This window comes from Kosakonia sp. BYX6, from assembly GCF_038449125.1.
In the GTDB taxonomy this organism is placed as follows: domain Bacteria; phylum Pseudomonadota; class Gammaproteobacteria; order Enterobacterales; family Enterobacteriaceae; genus Kosakonia; species Kosakonia calanthes.
Genome location: NZ_CP151800.1, coordinates 4,226,597 through 4,242,587, shown reverse-complemented (window position 1 = coordinate 4,242,587; position 15,991 = coordinate 4,226,597). Strand labels below are relative to the sequence as shown.

Genomic DNA, 15,991 nt, shown 5'->3' with positions numbered 1-15,991 from the left:
ACTTACGGGTTCTAAGTACAAAACAAGCATATAAGGAAAAGATAGAATGGCTAAGGGGCAATCTTTACAAGATCCGTTCCTGAACGCACTGCGTCGGGAACGTGTTCCAGTTTCAATTTATTTGGTGAATGGTATTAAGCTGCAAGGACAAATTGAGTCTTTCGATCAGTTCGTGATCCTGTTGAAAAACACGGTCAGTCAGATGGTCTATAAGCACGCGATTTCAACTGTTGTTCCTTCTCGTCCGGTTTCTCATCACAGCAACAATGCCGGCGGCGGTTCTAGCAGTAACTACCATCATGGTAGCAACGCGCAGGGCTCTGCACAGCAGGACGGCGAAGAAACCGAATAAGGTTTGAAGGCTGATTTTCCAGATCGGGGAGCCAGTTAAGCTGTGTTCCCCGCTGGTATTTTATGAGGGTTTACGCTTGTTTGACCGTTATGACGCCGGTGAGCAGGCGGTACTGGTACACATCTATTTTTCGCAAGACAAAGATATGGAAGATCTCCAGGAGTTTGAAGCTCTGGTCTCTTCCGCCGGTGTCGAAGCAATGCAGGTGATTACCGGTAGCCGTAAAGCACCGCATCCCAAGTATTTTGTTGGTGAAGGTAAAGCAGTAGAAATTGCAGATGCCGTAAAAGCAGCGGGTGCATCCGTCGTGCTCTTCGATCATGCGCTAACCCCAGCCCAGGAACGTAACCTGGAGCGACTGTGCGAATGTCGGGTTATCGATCGCACGGGTCTTATATTGGATATTTTTGCCCAGCGTGCTCGTACGCACGAGGGGAAATTGCAAGTTGAGCTGGCGCAGTTGCGCCATCTGGCGACGCGTCTGGTGCGTGGCTGGACCCACCTTGAACGGCAAAAGGGCGGGATTGGTTTGCGCGGTCCGGGTGAAACCCAGCTCGAAACCGACCGTCGTTTGTTGCGTAATCGTATTACCCAGATCCTCTCGCGCCTCGAAAAGGTTGAAAAACAGCGTGAACAGGGGCGTCGCTCCCGTACGAAAGCCGATATCCCAACGGTTTCGCTGGTGGGTTACACCAACGCCGGTAAATCGACGTTGTTTAACCAGATAACCGAAGCGCAGGTGTATGCCGCCGATCAGCTGTTCGCGACGTTGGATCCCACGCTGCGCCGTATTGACGTAGCGGATGTGGGCGAAACCGTACTGGCTGATACCGTTGGCTTTATCCGGCATCTGCCGCACGATCTGGTCGCCGCGTTTAAAGCGACGCTGCAAGAGACGCGCCAGGCGACGCTGTTGCTGCACGTGATTGACGCTGCTGATGTGCGTGTGCAGGAAAACATCGATGCAGTGAATACTGTGCTGGAAGAGATCGAAGCACACGAGATCCCGACGCTGCTGGTGATGAACAAAATCGATATGTTGGAAGATTTCGAGCCGCGTATCGACAGGGATGAAGAGAACAAACCAATCCGCGTCTGGCTTTCTGCGCAGACCGGGGTTGGCGTACCACTGTTATTCCAGGCTTTGACAGAACGCCTTGCAGGTGAAGTCGCGCAGCATACGCTGCGACTGCCCGCGCAGGAAGGACGTTTAAGAAGCCGGTTTTACCAGCTTCAGGCGATAGAAAAAGAGTGGATGGAAGACGATGGCAGCGTGGGCATGCAGGTTCGTATGCCGATCGTCGACTGGCGTCGACTCTGTAAACAAGAACCGGCACTCGAAGAGTACATCGTTTGACCGGCAACACCTGAAGATTTTTTCCCCTTTGGGGGTGCCCGCCAGCGGGCATACACCGCACGATATCTATATGGAGCACATACATGGCGTGGAATCAGCCCGGTAACAACGGACAAGACCGCGACCCGTGGGGAAGCAGCAAACCAGGCGGCAACTCTGAGGGAAATGGAAACAAAGGCGGTCGCGATCAGGGGCCACCTGATCTGGATGATATTTTCCGCAAACTGAGCAAAAAGCTCGGTGGCCTGGGCGGTGGTAAAAGCACCGGCGGCGGTAATCCAGGTTCCTCTGGCCCGCGTGGTCAAATGGGCGGGCGCGTTGTCGGCATCGTTGCCGCTGCGGCCGTAATTATTTGGGCGGCGACCGGGTTCTACACCATTAAAGAAGCGGAACGCGGCGTGGTAACGCGCTTCGGCAAGTTCAGCCATCTGGTCGAGCCGGGTCTGAACTGGAAACCGACCTTTATCGATAACGTAACAGCGGTAAACGTTGAATCCGTTCGCGAACTGGCGGCCTCCGGCGTCATGCTCACTTCTGATGAAAACGTGGTGCGTGTGGAAATGAACGTGCAGTACCGCGTGACCGATCCTGAGCGCTATCTGTTTAGCGTCACCAGCGCCGACGACAGTTTGCGCCAGGCGACGGACAGCGCCCTGCGCGGCGTCATCGGTAAATATACGATGGACCGCATTCTGACCGAAGGTCGTACCGTTATTCGTAGCGATACCCAGCGCGAGCTGGAAGAGACCATTCGTCCGTACAACATGGGTATCACCCTGTTGGACGTTAACTTCCAGGCTGCACGTCCGCCGGAAGAGGTGAAAGCCGCATTTGATGACGCCATTGCCGCCCGTGAAAACGAGCAGCAGTACATCCGTGAAGCGGAAGCGTACACCAACGAAGTGCAGCCGCGTGCGAACGGCCAGGCGCAACGTATTCTGGAAGAAGCGCGTGCGTACAAAACGCAGACCATCCTGGAAGCGCAGGGTGAAGTGGCGCGTTTTGCCAAGCTTCTGCCGGAATACAAAGCCGCACCGGAAATCACCCGCGAGCGTCTGTACATCGAAACCATGGAAAAAGTGCTGAGCCATACCCGCAAAGTGCTGGTTAATGACAAAGGCGGCAACTTGATGGTTCTGCCGCTGGATCAAATGCTGAAAGGCGGTAATGCGCCTGCGGCAAAGAGTGACAGCAGTGGCGCGAATAATTTGCTGCGCCTGCCACCTGCGTCAAACTCTGGCGGCAGTGCGAACAGCGCCCCGGCCACGTCCGCGGGAGACATCATGGACCAACGCCGCGTTAACGCGCAGCGTAACGACTACCAGCGTCAGGGGGAATAACGATGCGTAAGTCAGTTATCGCGATCATCATCATCGTGCTGGTAGTGCTTTACACCTCTATTTTCGTGGTGAAAGAAGGCGAGCGCGGGATTTCGCTGCGCTTTGGTAAAGTGCTGCGCGACGATGACAACAAACCATTGGTCTTCGAGCCGGGCCTGCACTTTAAGCTGCCGTTTATCGAATCGGTCAAATTGCTTGATGCGCGTATCCAGACCATGGATAACCAGGCAGACCGCTTTGTGACCAAAGAGAAGAAAGACCTGATCGTCGATTCGTACATCAAGTGGCGTATCAGCGATTTCAGCCGTTACTACCTGGCCACCGGCGGCGGTGACGTCTCCCAGGCGGAAGTGCTGCTGAAACGTAAGTTCTCTGACCGTCTGCGTTCTGAAATTGGTCGTCTGGATGTGAAAGACATCGTTACCGACTCCCGCGGTCGTTTGACACTGGAAGTCCGCGATGCGCTGAACTCCGGTTCTGCCGGTACGGAAGATGAAGTGTCTACGCCCGCGGCGGACGATGCGATCGCTAAAGCCGCAGAGCGCGTTCAGGCTGAAACTAACGGCAAAGTGCCGGTTGTCAACCCGAACAGTATGGCGGCGTTAGGTATTGAAGTGGTGGATGTGCGTATTAAGCAGATCAACCTGCCAACCGAAGTGTCGGATGCGATCTACAACCGTATGCGCGCTGAGCGTGAAGCGGTTGCCCGTCGTCACCGTTCACAAGGCCAGGAAGAAGCGGAAAAACTGCGTGCCACAGCGGATTACGAAGTGACCAAAACACTGGCGGAATCCGAGCGTCAGGGGCGTATTCTGCGCGGTGAAGGCGATGCCGAAGCGGCGAAACTGTTTGCTGATGCGTTCAGCCAGGATCCAGACTTCTATGCCTTTATCCGTAGCCTGCGTGCCTATGAAAGCAGTTTCGAGAGCAACCAGGATGTGATGGTGCTCAGCCCGGATAGCGATTTCTTCCGTTATATGAAGACACCGACTTCCGCGACACGCTAAGATAGCGCCAGCGGTTTTCATTACTAAAACCACCGCCTGAATCCGGGCGGTGGTTTTGTTTTATAAGGATCAAGAATGAATTCGACAATCTGGCTCGCGCTGGCGCTGGTTTTGGTACTTGAAGGTCTTGGCCCGATGCTTTATCCGCGTGGTTGGCGGCGAATGATCGCCTCGCTAACCCTGTTGCCGGATAATCTTTTACGTCGTTTTGGCGGTGGGCTTGTGGTCGCAGGAGTGGTTGTCTACTACATGTTGAGGAAAACGATTGGCTGAGCCAAAAACGCCATTCTTTAGACAATTTTGCACGGAAAAAGTGCTGTACCTGAAAAAAAGCGGTGGTAGAATCCATTTTTAAGCAAACGGTGATTTTGAAAAATGGGTAACAACGTCGTCGTACTGGGCACCCAATGGGGTGACGAAGGTAAAGGGAAGATAGTTGATCTTCTGACTGAACGGGCTAAATATGTTGTGCGCTACCAGGGCGGTCACAACGCAGGCCATACTCTCGTAATCAACGGTGAAAAAACCGTCCTCCATCTTATTCCATCAGGCATTCTTCGTGAAAACGTAACCAGCATCATCGGTAACGGTGTTGTGCTGTCTCCGGCTGCGCTGATGAAAGAGATGAAAGAACTGGAAGACCGTGGTATCCCGGTTCGCGAACGTCTGCTGCTCTCTGAAGCATGCCCGTTAATCCTTGATTATCACGTTGCGCTGGACGTGGCGCGCGAAAAAGCGCGTGGCGCGAAAGCTATCGGCACCACTGGCCGTGGCATCGGTCCGGCGTACGAAGATAAAGTTGCCCGTCGCGGTCTGCGCGTTGGCGACCTGTTCGACAAAGCCACTTTCGCCGACAAACTGAAAGAAGTGATGGAATATCACAACTTCCAACTGGTGAACTTCTACAAAGTGGAAGCCGTTGACTACCAGAAAGTGCTGGACGATGTGATGGCGATTGCCGACATCCTGACCGCCATGGTTGTTGACGTTTCCGATCTGCTGGATCAAGCTCGTCAGCGCGGCGACTTCGTGATGTTCGAAGGCGCGCAGGGCACGCTGCTGGATATCGACCACGGTACCTATCCGTACGTAACCTCTTCCAACACTACCGCAGGTGGCGTTGCGACCGGTTCCGGCCTTGGCCCGCGTTACGTTGATTACGTGCTGGGCATCATCAAAGCGTACTCCACTCGTGTGGGTGCGGGTCCGTTCCCGACTGAGCTGTTCGATGATATCGGCGAGTTCCTCTGCAAGCAGGGTAACGAATTTGGCGCGACCACCGGTCGTCGTCGTCGTACCGGCTGGCTGGACGCCGTTGCTGTGCGCCGCGCGGTGCAGATCAACTCCCTGTCTGGCTTCTGCCTGACCAAGCTGGACGTGCTGGACGGCCTGAAAGAGGTGAAAATCTGCGTCGCTTACCGCATGCCGGATGGCCGCGAAGTCACCACCACGCCGCTGGCCGCCGATAACTGGGAAGGTATTGAACCAGTTTATGAATCCATGCCTGGCTGGTCTGAATCGACATTTGGTGTGAAAGATCGCAGCGGTCTGCCGCAGGCAGCGCTGGATTACATCAAACGTATTGAAGAACTTACTGGTGTGCCGATCGATATCATCTCTACCGGTCCGGATCGTACTGAAACTATGATCCTGCGCGATCCGTTCGACGCATAATATGACTCCAGGGCGCGTTTTTCGCGCCCTTTTCCTCGCTTTTTTCACCCTTCTGTTCAAATAAATTAGCGACCGAGCTGGTGGCTGGTTTATCATCAATAGAGTCAATACCTGCGGGTATCTTCATTTTTCCCTTTTATTGAGGTTGATGTGCAGTTAACGAGCTTTACCGATTACGGTTTGCGCGCCCTGATCTACATGGCGTCGTTGCCGGAAGGACAAATGACCAACATTACTGAAGTAACAGAAACGTATGGCGTGTCCCGTAATCATATGGTTAAGATAATCAATCAGCTAAGCCGTGAAGGCTATGTCGCGGCTGTGCGTGGGAAAAACGGGGGGATCCGCTTGGGTAAACCCGCGCAGGATATTCGTATTGGTGATGTTGTTCGCTCTCTTGAGCCGCTGTCGCTGGTCAATTGCAGCAGCGAATTTTGCCACATCACCAGTGCTTGCCGCTTGAAACTAGCGCTTTCTAAAGCCGTGCAAAGTTTTCTTAAGGAACTGGATAACTTCACGCTTGCCGATTTGGTTGAAGAGAATCAACCGCTTTACAAATTATTGCTGGTGGAATGACGAAGAATTCTACCAGAGCTGACAACGGAGGAACCGCAATGTCACAAGATCCTTTCCTCGAACGCGAATCTGAAAAATATACCAACCCCATTCCCAGCCGCGAATTTATCCTCGACCACCTCTCTAAACGCGAAAGACCCGCCAGCCGGGACGAACTGGCCATTGAGCTAAATATCGAAGGCGAAGAACAAAACGAAGCACTGCGCCGCCGTCTGCGCGCCATGGAGCGCGACGGACAACTCGTCTTTACCCGCCGCCAGTGCTACGCCTTACCGGAACGTCTGGACCTGCTGAAAGGCGTGGTCATCGGTCATCGCGATGGGTATGGTTTCCTGCGTGTCGAAGGCCGCAAGGACGATCTCTATCTCTCCAGCGAACAGATGAAAACCTGCATCCACGGCGATCAGGTGCTGGCTCAACCGCTGGGCGCCGACCGTAAAGGCCGTCGCGAAGCGCGCATCGTGCGTATCTTGGTGCCGAAAACCGGTCAGATCGTGGGCCGTTACTTTACCGATGCTGGCGTCGGTTTCGTGGTGCCGGACGACAGCCGTCTGAGCTTTGATATCCTCATCCCGCCCGAAGAAATTATGGGCGCGCGCATGGGCTTTGTGGTGGTGGTGGAACTGACACAGCGCCCAACTCGCCGCACCAAAGCGCTGGGTAAAATCGTCGAAGTGCTCGGCGATAACATGGGCACCGGCCTGGCCGTGGACATGGCGCTGCGCACCCACGAAATTCCCTACCAGTGGCCGCCGGAAGTCGAGAAACAGATTGCCGGGCTGAAAGAGCAGGTGCCGGAAGAGGCGAAAGCCGGACGCGTCGATTTGCGCGACCTGCCGCTGGTAACCATTGATGGCGAAGACGCCCGCGACTTTGATGACGCGGTGTTCTGCGAGAAGAAACGCGGCGGCGGCTGGCGCTTATGGGTAGCGATTGCCGATGTGAGTTACTACGTTCGCCACGGCACGCCGCTGGATAACGAAGCCCGCAATCGCGGTACATCGGTCTACTTCCCATCGCAAGTTGTGCCGATGCTGCCGGAAGTGCTTTCCAACGGTTTATGCTCCCTGAACCCGCAGGTGGATCGCCTGTGCATGGTCTGTGAAATGACCATCTCCTCAAAAGGGCGTTTGACCGGTTATAAGTTTTACGAAGCGGTGATGAGCTCCCACGCGCGTCTGACCTACACCAAAGTGTGGCATATGCTGCAAGGCGATCAGGAACTGCGCGAGCAGTATGCGCCGCTGGTGAAGCACATCGAAGAACTGCATAACCTGTATAAAACGCTCGATCAGGCCCGCAGCGAGCGCGGTGGTATCTCGTTTGAAAGCGAAGAAGCGAAGTTTATCTTCAACGCCGAGCGTCGCATTGAGCGTATCGAGCAGACGCAGCGTAACGACGCGCACAAGCTGATAGAAGAGTGCATGATCCTCGCCAACATCTCTGCGGCACGTTTTGTCGAGAAAGCCGAAGAACCGGCGCTGTTCCGTATTCACGATAAGCCGACCAACGATGCGATCACCGCATTCCGTACCGTGCTCGCCGAGCTTGGTCTGGAGCTGCCAGGCGGTAACAAACCGGAGCCGCGCGATTACGCCGCGCTGCTGGAATCCATCGCCGATCGGCCGGATCACGAAATGCTGCAAACCATGCTGCTGCGTTCGATGAAACAGGCGATTTACGATCCGGAAAATCGCGGTCACTTCGGCCTGGCGCTGCAATCTTATGCGCACTTTACCTCGCCGATCCGCCGTTACCCGGACTTGTCACTGCACCGCGCCATCAAGTATCTGCTGGCGAAAGAGCAGGGCCTGAAGGGCAACAGCACCGAAACCGGCGGCTGGCATTACAGCATGGAAGAGGTGCTGCAACTGGGTCAGCACTGTTCGATGGCCGAACGCCGCGCCGATGAAGCGACCCGCGATGTGTCGGATTGGCTGAAGTGCGACTTTATGCAGGATCAGGTGGGCAACACCTTCCCTGGCGTTATCGCCAGCGTCACCGGTTTTGGGTTCTTTGTGCGCCTCGACGATCTGTTTATCGACGGCCTGGTGCATGTCTCCTCGCTGGATAACGACTACTACCGTTTCGACCAGATTGGTCAGCGTCTGATTGGCGAATCCGGCGGCCAAACTTATCGCTTGGGCGATCGGGTGCAGGTGAAGGTGGAAGCGGTGAATATGGACGAGCGCAAGATCGACTTCTCACTGATCTCCAGCGAGCGCGCGCCACGTAATCCAGGCAAAACCGAGCGTGAACGCAGCAAAAAAGGCGCCGCGGGCAAAAACGGCACCAGTAGAAAGCCACCGCGCCGCCAGGCGGGCAAAAAGGTGAATTTTGAGCCAGACAGCGCCTTCCGCGGCGAGGCTGGCAAAGGCAGACCGAAGAAAGCCAAAAAGCCGTCTAATAAAACGCAAAAAATCGCTGCCGCCACCAAAGCAAAACGCGCCGCGAAAAAGAAAAACGCGGAGTAATGCTGATCAACCCCTTCACTTGTGAAGGGGTTTTTTTATTCCGAAAAATACAACACGGTTTTTATTTTTCGAATCGACCATGCGTGATACATAGGCCATAGTTGTGCGCGAGATTTACTTGTTCCGTATGAGGATTAGCTTGAGGAATGGCAATGAACATCACGCAAATGGATTTGGAATCAAAACTACGAGCAGTGCTCACAAAATCTGCTGCTTTACTTCCTTTCGACGTTGGAGAACAACTGCTTGCGATGCTCACTCCACAAGCACTGGCAACAATGGCCGGTATTGTGGTGGTATGGGCTGGATCTCATTTTTTCGGGATTGGTGAAATTGCTGATGTGATTTTGCTGATTATTGGCTGGGCAGCGGTTGGTGGCGTTGCTGTCGATGCAGGGAAGAAGCTTTATGATTTTGCAATCAAAACAAACAATGCCAGGATGGAAGCCGATCTTGACGCTGCCGCTAATGATCTCGCCGATGCTATTACATTGATTGGTGTGAATACTGTCCTTATTCTCCTGTTTAAAAAGAAACCTGCGGATACATTCAAGAAACCCTTCAGGGGAATGGTGATGCCGAAGTACAGCAGCGAAATTGCTGCACGAATGAACTTGCCTCGAAATGGTGGCTGGCGTTATACGCCAACGATAAACATCACTAAGTACAAAGATGTTATTCAAGGTGCAACGAAGCCATGGGGAGATGTTGTCGTCGGGCGTAACTTCTATCCAGGTACTGTGTCAAAAGATGAAGCCTATCTGAAAATGCTCACTACGCTTTATCATGAACAAGTGCATATGGCTATTGCCCCTAAGTTTTATCTTCTGCGAGAGTTAAGGGTCTTCATGAGACAAGCGGGTTATAACAAATCCTATCTATTACGCTATCTTGAAGAAGCACTTGCTGAAACCATCGGGTTGTTACGTGCCAGAGGAATGAGTTCTCAATACATTATTCAGGGATTCAAGTTCCCCTTAGGAAATACCTATGAGATAACGTTCTCTTTGCTTCGCCATGAAGCTTTAGGGATTCTACTGGGGCCGGTGACAGTAGGTGGGATTATGTATAGCGTTTGGTACGGAGTGCAGCAGTGATCACACAAGAAAAGGCCATTGAGATAGCAAAGTATTACGCGCAAGAAAGCGGGCGTGGCTGGGATGAACGTTATCATGAGGCCAATCCTATGACGTTAAATGGTGAGCCTGTTTGGCAAATTATCACTTCAGACGTTAAATACTGTGAGAAATTGCCCTGGATGATGGAGCATATGCCTAACCCGTCTTATTACTACATCAGTATGGTTGAGGGAAAATGTATCGCGGTTGGAAACCGCACGGAGCAAATCCAGCCTGTGTAAAAGAAAATTCTTGCTGCCAAGCTTCGTCTGAATATAAATCCCGGTTCTCAGGAACTCATAAGTGTTTATCCATTTCCCGCACATCGATATTTATTATTTATCGTTAGCCTTCCCATACAGAAAGATATAGTGAATCACCATCGTTAATTCACTGTATTCACCCGGCGCGAAACGCGGTGGGTATCTCTGTTTTGCAAGGAGCGATTATGCATTTGGCCCGTTTTCCCCGCCTGTCATTAGGTCATTTCCCCACCCCGTTAGAGCCGCTGGAAAATTTAAGCGCATTACTTGGCGGCCCCAAAATATGGATTAAACGCGACGACGCCACTGGGCTTGCCACCGGTGGGAATAAAACCCGCAAACTGGAATTTTTACTGGCGGATGCGCTGGCGTTAAACGCCGATGTGATTATTACCCAGGGCGCAACACAGTCGAACCATGTGCGCCAGACCATTGCCGGAGCGGCGAAACTCGGTTTACCCACCAAAGTACTGCTGGAAAAACGCGTCACCGATTTTGGCGAAGATTACCAGCGTTCGGGCAATGTACTGCTGGACGAACTGCTGGGCGGCGAAATCGTCGCGCATCTCGAAGGCGGGACGGATATGCAAAAAGCGATGGAAGAGTACGCGGATCAACTGCGTGAGCAGGGCTATCGCAAGCCGTATGTCATTCCTGGCGGCGGTTCCAACGCCATTGGCGCGTTGGGCTATGTCGGCTGTGCCGAAGAGTTACTGTTCCAGTCGTCGCAATTGCGTCTGCGTATTGATTGTGTGGTGCACGCCACTGGCAGCACCGGCACGCAGGCCGGGCTGGTGGCCGGTTTCACGGCGACCAACAGCCATGTGCCAGTGCTGGGCATTAGCGTGCGAGCGCCGAAGACGAAGCAGGAAGAGAACGTCTGGAACCTGGCGTCGCGCACCCGCGAGCTGCTTGGCGTTGCGGGTGAACTGCCGCGCGATACCGTGGTGGCGAACAGCGATTACGTCGGCGACGGTTACGGCCTGCCGACGAAAAGTATGCTGGAAGCGCTAACGCTGTTCGCGCGTCATGAAGGCATTTTGCTCGATCCGGTTTACTCCGGCAAAGGCGCTGCCGGGCTTATCGATCTGATCCGCAAAGGTCACTTCACCCGCGATGAAAACGTGGTGTTTATTCATACGGGCGGTTCTGCCGGGCTGTTTGGTTACCGCCAGGTGCTGGAGGCGCATGCCCGTGGCTAAGCCCTTTTTACTCGGTGTGCTGGGCGGCATGGGGCCGCTTGCCACGCTCGATTTTCAGCACAAATTACTGGCGGCAACGCCCGCTGATAACGACCAGCAACAGTTGCCGTCGGTGGTGTGGAACGTGCCGCAAATCGCTGACCGGCAAAAAGCGCTGGCCGGAAGCGGGCCGTCGCCGCTGCCGCAACTGCTGCACGGAATCGAAAAGCTCAATCAGGCGGGCGCAAGTCACATCGTGATTCCCTGTAACACCGCGCATCACTGGTATGACGAACTCAGCGCCGCCAGCGCCGCGCCGTTGCTGCATATTGTTGAGGCCACAATCGAGTCGCTGCTGAATTTGCCGCACAAACCACAGCGTGTAGGGCTTATCGCCACGCAGGGCACGCTGGATGCGGGCTGGTACCAGCGCGGTCTGTCCGGGCAACATATCGATGTTGTGCTGCCCACAGCGGATGAACTGGCGCAGTGGTTTGTGCCGGGCTGCTATGCGGTAAAACGCGGCGCGTTGCGCGAAGGCGGCGAATTACTCACTCGACAAGCCCGCGCACTGCTGGAACGGGGCGCAGAACAGTTACTGCTGGCCTGCACCGAAGTGCCCGTTGCGCTGGAAGCGGTTGCCGCGCCATTCCTTTCCATGACTCACGATCCGGCACAATTGCTGGCGCAGCGTTGCGCGCAAATATGGCTCGAATATCGCCATTCTTATTTCGCGCATACTCAAAGCAATAATTTGAATAAATAAAACGCCAGCCTGTCGATATAGTGTTTTGGCGCTAACACATTAAAGGTCAAATAAAATGAAAAAAAGTCTCTGCTTATTACTGGCAGCGGGTAGCTTATGGGCTCATGCCAGTTTCGCAGCAACCCCGAAAGAAGTTCGTGTCGCCTATAGCGGCGGTTCTCAGGTATTAATGTTGGCAAAATCCGATGGCTCGCTGGATAAAGCCTTAAACAGCAAAGTGCAGTGGGTGCAATTTGCGTCCGGTGCCGATGCATTAAGTTATTTCGCCAGTAACGCCATCGATATTGCTAATTTCGGCTCCAGCCCGGCGACCGCCGGAATCGTGCGTAAATTACCCGTGGAAATTATTGGTGTTTCTGGGGTGATTGCCAGCTACGAACGGTTAATTGGCAAAGAGGGAATTAACTCAATTCGGGATATCGAAGGAAAACGCGTGGCGTACCCACCCAATTCCACCGCGCAATACGCACTGGAAGCGGCGATCAGCGTCAACAAACTCGATCGCAGCAAAATCACGCTGCTGCCGCTGCGCCCGGCGGAAATGGTCGCCGCATGGAAACGCGGTGATATCGACGCCGGTTATGTTTGGGCGCCGTTCGCGCAGGAGCTGGAATCCTCCGGCGGCCATCAGGTGTTCGCTACCAAAGACCTGCAAAAAGACGGTTACCTGATTTACAACAACTACGTGGTGCGCAAAGCCTTTGCGGAACAGTACCCGGAAGCAGTTACCGCCTTCCTGCGCGTGCATCAGCAGAAAGTGGACGAGTTCAAAAAAGACCCTGAACGCGCCGCCGCGATTGTCGCCAAAGAAGTCGGCGCGCCGGTGACCACTGCGGCCAATACCCTCGGCGGGCTGGAATACCCGACCTTGAGCGAGCAAGGCACCGCCGCCTGGTTGGGCAACGGCAGCCAAACCTCTGAGAGCGGCATCGGCAAAGCGCTGAGCAAAACCTCTAACTTCCTCGCCGGAATTGGTGAAATCCGCAAGCGCGACATTCCGGCGAACTGGGATAGCGCCATCGACTCCCGCTACATTCGGGAAGCGGCAGCGGCGAAATGAAATTACGTCAACATATCGCCATCAGCGTGATGTCGGTGGCGATCTTCTTTGCGCTCTGGCAAGTGGCGGCGACCCGGCAATGGGTCGATCCGCTGCTGTTGCCGTCGCTGACCGATATCGGCCTGACCGCTGAAGAGTTGTTGGCAGACGGCTACCGGCAAGTGCCGCTGTGGCAGCACATTGCGGTCAGCCTGGCGCGGGCGCTGAGCGCTTTTGCCGTCGCCATTATCATCGGCATTCCGCTGGGGTTGCTGATGGGCTTGTCGGACGGTCTTTCCGCTGTTCTCAACCCGTTCGTGCAGTTCCTGCGTCCGCTGCCGAAAATCGCGCTGATCCCGCTGGCAGTGGTGTGGTTGGGCATTGGTGAAGCCTCGAAATTCTTCCTGATTTTTATCGCCACCTTTTTAAGTGTGGTGGTCGGCGCCAGCGCGGCGGTGGAACGCATTGGTCGCGCGCGGATTCGCGTGGCGCAAACGCTGGGTGCCTCCAAAGGGCAGATCTTTTTACGCGTCGTGCTGCCGGATGCCTTGCCGGAACTGTTCACCACCGTGCGGTTGTCGATTGGCATTGGCTGGACGTCGCTTATCGCCGCCGAAATGGTCGCCGCCAGTTCGGGGCTGGGCTGGATGGTGATTAACGCCAGTTCGTATCTGCGCACCGACATCGTGATGCTCGGCATTTTGCTGCTCGGCGGCATTGGCTATTTACTGGATTTATTACTGCTGGGGCTGCAACGCACGTTGGTGCCCTGGGCGGGGAAAGAGTGATGACGGCGCATATCGCACTGGAAAAAGTATCTCTGACATTTGCCGCGAAACCGCAACCGTTAACCGTGCTGCAAAACATTTCGCTGGCGCTGTCGCCGGGGGAGTTTGTCGTGCTGCTCGGCCCGTCGGGCTGTGGCAAATCCACCATTCTCAACCTGGTCGCCGGTTTCACAAAACCGGACAGCGGCCAGGTGCTGGCGGGCGGCAAAGCTGTGCAGCAGCCTGGCCCGTCTCGCGGGATGATCTTCCAGCAGCCGAACCTGTTTCCGTGGTTATCGGTGCTGGATAACGTCACCTTCGGCCCACGGCTGGGCAAACACCTCAAAGACGAAGTGAACGCGCAGGCGCTGGACTGGCTGACGCGCGTTGGCCTGAAAGGGTTTGAACACCATGCGCCGTGGCAACTTTCCGGCGGCATGAAACAGCGCGTCGCTCTGGCGCGCGCCTGGCTACCCGGCCCGGATGTTTTATTGCTGGATGAACCCTTCGGCGCGCTGGATGCGCAAACGCGCTTGATGATGCAGGAGCTGCTACGTGAAGCCTGGCTGGAAACGCGCACCACGCTGCTGTTCGTCACGCACGATGTGGAAGAAGCGCTGTTTCTTGCCGACCGTATCCTCGTGATGTCGGCGCGTCCGGGGAAAATCGTTGAAGAGATTACCCTGCCGTTTGGTCGCGATCGCGATATCGAAACCATCGCCGGGCATCCGCAATACAGCGACATCAAACAGCATGTGCTGCACCGCGTTCGGCTAGAGGCGAAACGGCACTTGAGCTAGCGCATCCCTCCCGGTGTCGGGAAACACAAACTGTCACAACGAAAGGTGGAAGCAATGAGCATTAGCGAATTACAAGCCCGTCTGGAACAGAGTATTGACCAACACCGCGAGGAGTATATTGCGATAGCGAAAGATATCCACGCGCACCCGGAAACCGGCAACAACGAGTATTACGCCAACGGTTTGCTCACCGCGCTACTGGAAAAACACGGTTTCACGGTGACCTCCAATGTCGCCGGGCACGAAACCGCGTTCTACGCAGTGAAAGAGAGCGGCAAGCCGGGGCCGACGATCGCTTTTCTCGCCGAATACGATGCGTTGATCGATATCGGCCACGCTTGCGGGCATAACATTATTGGCGTCACCAGTATTGCGGCGGCGGTGGCATTGAGTGAAACCCTGCCGGAAACCGGTGGCAAAGTGGTAGTGCTGGGCACCCCGGCGGAAGAGGGCGGTTTGCGCGGCAAAGGCGGGCCGAACGGCAACGTCAAAGCCCGTTTTGTCGAGCACGGTTTTTTACAGGATGTCGATGCCGCGCTGATGGTGCACCCGGCAGGCAAAACCCGGCTTTCCGGGCCGTCGCTGGCGAATAACCACCTCTATTTTCACTTCTACGGCAAGCCTTCTCACGCGGGCAGTTCGCCGCACAAAGGTGTTAACGCGCTGGATGCGTTAGTGCTGCTCTATAACGGCATCAGTGTGCTGCGTCAGCAATTGCCGGACGGCGTGCGCGTACACGGCATTATCACCAACGGCGGCCAGGCGCCGAACGTGATCCCTGAATATGCTTCGGCGCATTACTACATTCGCGCCTACACCCGCGAGCAAGTCATTGAGCTGGAACCGCGCCTGCGGGCGATTGCCGAAGGCGTGGCGCTGGCGACTGGCACGACGGTAAAAATTGAGCACCAGGTTGGCCCGCGCGATTTCCGCATTAATCACACGCTGAATGGTGTGCTGCTGGAGGAATTCACCGCCGCCGGGGAAACCGTCGAGCTGCGCGAAAAAGAGGGGCTGGGATCGACGGATGCCGGGGACATCAGCCACGCGGTGCCGACCGCGCACCCGTACATCAAGATTGGCCCGGATGAGTTGATTGGTCACACCGTGCCGTTTCGCGAGGCGGCGAACTCCCCGCAAGGTTATGCGGCGCTGGTCACCGGCGCGCGCGTGCTGGCGCGTACCGGGTTGCGTCTGCTGACGGATGCGGCGCTGTTGCAGCAAACCAAAGATGAATTTACCGGACGTCAGACCACGAAAGCGGCTTAATCCTGCCT

General features: G+C 55.1%; 16 protein-coding genes. All 16 read left to right on the top strand.

The genetic code is table 11. From position 1 onward, the window contains the following. Nucleotides 1–46: 46 nt before the first annotated feature. The 16 genes from hfq (at nucleotide 47) to AAEY27_RS19820 (ending at nucleotide 15,983) form a co-directional block, all read left to right on the top strand. Nucleotides 47–352 carry an RNA chaperone Hfq gene (gene hfq, locus AAEY27_RS19895; RefSeq protein WP_342322514.1) on the top strand — a complete coding sequence of 102 codons (306 nt, stop codon included), beginning with the start codon at nucleotides 47–49 and terminating at the stop codon, nucleotides 350–352. Nucleotides 353–428: 76 nt separating this feature from the next. Next, nucleotides 429–1,709, top strand: a complete 1,281-nt coding sequence (gene hflX / locus AAEY27_RS19890; protein WP_342322513.1) for a ribosome rescue GTPase HflX — start codon at nucleotides 429–431, stop codon at nucleotides 1,707–1,709. 83 nt (nucleotides 1,710–1,792) lie between these two features. Next, nucleotides 1,793–3,049, top strand: a complete 1,257-nt coding sequence (hflK, locus tag AAEY27_RS19885; RefSeq protein ID WP_342322512.1) for an FtsH protease activity modulator HflK — start codon at nucleotides 1,793–1,795, stop codon at nucleotides 3,047–3,049. 2 nt (nucleotides 3,050–3,051) lie between these two features. After that, complete coding sequence (gene hflC, locus AAEY27_RS19880) at nucleotides 3,052–4,056, top strand: protease modulator HflC (RefSeq protein WP_342322511.1); 1,005 nt, start codon at nucleotides 3,052–3,054, stop codon at nucleotides 4,054–4,056. 75 nt (nucleotides 4,057–4,131) lie between these two features. Continuing rightward, nucleotides 4,132–4,329 (top strand): DUF2065 domain-containing protein, encoded by a 198-nt coding sequence (locus AAEY27_RS19875; RefSeq protein ID WP_342322510.1) that lies wholly within the window; start codon nucleotides 4,132–4,134, stop codon nucleotides 4,327–4,329. 102 nt (nucleotides 4,330–4,431) lie between these two features. Continuing rightward, a complete protein-coding gene (purA, locus tag AAEY27_RS19870) occupies nucleotides 4,432–5,730 on the top strand; it encodes an adenylosuccinate synthase (RefSeq protein ID WP_342322509.1) in 1,299 nt (432 codons plus the stop codon). A 150-nt stretch (nucleotides 5,731–5,880) separates the two neighbouring features. Continuing rightward, nucleotides 5,881–6,306, top strand: coding sequence for a nitric oxide-sensing transcriptional repressor NsrR (nsrR, locus tag AAEY27_RS19865; protein ID WP_342322508.1), 426 nt, complete (start codon nucleotides 5,881–5,883; stop codon nucleotides 6,304–6,306). A 38-nt stretch (nucleotides 6,307–6,344) separates the two neighbouring features. Further along, nucleotides 6,345–8,780 (top strand): ribonuclease R, encoded by a 2,436-nt coding sequence (gene rnr / locus AAEY27_RS19860; protein ID WP_342322507.1) that lies wholly within the window; start codon nucleotides 6,345–6,347, stop codon nucleotides 8,778–8,780. 152 nt (nucleotides 8,781–8,932) lie between these two features. Continuing rightward, nucleotides 8,933–9,877, top strand: coding sequence for a hypothetical protein (locus tag AAEY27_RS19855; protein WP_342322506.1), 945 nt, complete (start codon nucleotides 8,933–8,935; stop codon nucleotides 9,875–9,877). Further along, nucleotides 9,874–10,140, top strand: a complete 267-nt coding sequence (locus AAEY27_RS19850) for a hypothetical protein (protein WP_342322505.1) — start codon at nucleotides 9,874–9,876, stop codon at nucleotides 10,138–10,140. The genes AAEY27_RS19855 and AAEY27_RS19850 overlap by 4 nt, the downstream gene beginning before the upstream one ends. Nucleotides 10,141–10,346: 206 nt before the next feature. Then, on the top strand, nucleotides 10,347–11,363 hold the full coding sequence (locus tag AAEY27_RS19845) for a D-cysteine desulfhydrase (protein WP_342322504.1): 1,017 nt from the start codon (nucleotides 10,347–10,349) through the stop codon (nucleotides 11,361–11,363). Continuing rightward, nucleotides 11,356–12,108, top strand: a complete 753-nt coding sequence (locus AAEY27_RS19840) for an aspartate/glutamate racemase family protein (RefSeq protein WP_342322503.1) — start codon at nucleotides 11,356–11,358, stop codon at nucleotides 12,106–12,108. Before AAEY27_RS19845 ends, AAEY27_RS19840 begins: the two co-directional genes overlap by 8 nt. Nucleotides 12,109–12,163: 55 nt before the next feature. Further along, the gene (locus AAEY27_RS19835; protein ID WP_342322502.1) at nucleotides 12,164–13,168 is read left to right on the top strand and encodes a glycine betaine ABC transporter substrate-binding protein; all 1,005 of its coding nucleotides are present in this window, start codon (nucleotides 12,164–12,166) and stop codon (nucleotides 13,166–13,168) included. Beyond that, nucleotides 13,165–13,935: an ABC transporter permease gene (locus AAEY27_RS19830; protein WP_342322501.1), complete on the top strand. Its 771-nt coding sequence runs from the start codon at nucleotides 13,165–13,167 to the stop codon at nucleotides 13,933–13,935. Before AAEY27_RS19835 ends, AAEY27_RS19830 begins: the two co-directional genes overlap by 4 nt. Next, nucleotides 13,935–14,714 (top strand): ABC transporter ATP-binding protein, encoded by a 780-nt coding sequence (locus AAEY27_RS19825; RefSeq protein WP_342322500.1) that lies wholly within the window; start codon nucleotides 13,935–13,937, stop codon nucleotides 14,712–14,714. Before AAEY27_RS19830 ends, AAEY27_RS19825 begins: the two co-directional genes overlap by 1 nt. Nucleotides 14,715–14,768: 54 nt before the next feature. Continuing rightward, on the top strand, nucleotides 14,769–15,983 hold the full coding sequence (locus AAEY27_RS19820; RefSeq protein WP_342322499.1) for a M20 family metallopeptidase: 1,215 nt from the start codon (nucleotides 14,769–14,771) through the stop codon (nucleotides 15,981–15,983). Nucleotides 15,984–15,991: the final 8 nt, after the last annotated feature.

What these genes read in the sequence shown, in the direction of transcription:
- AAEY27_RS19820 (WP_342322499.1), top strand. Translation starts at nt 14,769, where the DNA reads ATGAGCATTAGCGAATTACAAGCCCGTCTGGAACAGAGTATTGACCAA.
- purA (WP_342322509.1), top strand. Translation starts at nt 4,432, where the DNA reads ATGGGTAACAACGTCGTCGTACTGGGCACCCAATGGGGTGACGAAGGT.
- AAEY27_RS19845 (WP_342322504.1), top strand. Translation starts at nt 10,347, where the DNA reads ATGCATTTGGCCCGTTTTCCCCGCCTGTCATTAGGTCATTTCCCCACC.
- hflK (WP_342322512.1), top strand. Translation starts at nt 1,793, where the DNA reads ATGGCGTGGAATCAGCCCGGTAACAACGGACAAGACCGCGACCCGTGG.
- AAEY27_RS19835 (WP_342322502.1), top strand. Translation starts at nt 12,164, where the DNA reads ATGAAAAAAAGTCTCTGCTTATTACTGGCAGCGGGTAGCTTATGGGCT.
- AAEY27_RS19875 (WP_342322510.1), top strand. Translation starts at nt 4,132, where the DNA reads ATGAATTCGACAATCTGGCTCGCGCTGGCGCTGGTTTTGGTACTTGAA.
- rnr (WP_342322507.1), top strand. Translation starts at nt 6,345, where the DNA reads ATGTCACAAGATCCTTTCCTCGAACGCGAATCTGAAAAATATACCAAC.
- AAEY27_RS19855 (WP_342322506.1), top strand. Translation starts at nt 8,933, where the DNA reads ATGAACATCACGCAAATGGATTTGGAATCAAAACTACGAGCAGTGCTC.
- AAEY27_RS19830 (WP_342322501.1), top strand. Translation starts at nt 13,165, where the DNA reads ATGAAATTACGTCAACATATCGCCATCAGCGTGATGTCGGTGGCGATC.
- AAEY27_RS19825 (WP_342322500.1), top strand. Translation starts at nt 13,935, where the DNA reads ATGACGGCGCATATCGCACTGGAAAAAGTATCTCTGACATTTGCCGCG.
- hfq (WP_342322514.1), top strand. Translation starts at nt 47, where the DNA reads ATGGCTAAGGGGCAATCTTTACAAGATCCGTTCCTGAACGCACTGCGT.
- hflC (WP_342322511.1), top strand. Translation starts at nt 3,052, where the DNA reads ATGCGTAAGTCAGTTATCGCGATCATCATCATCGTGCTGGTAGTGCTT.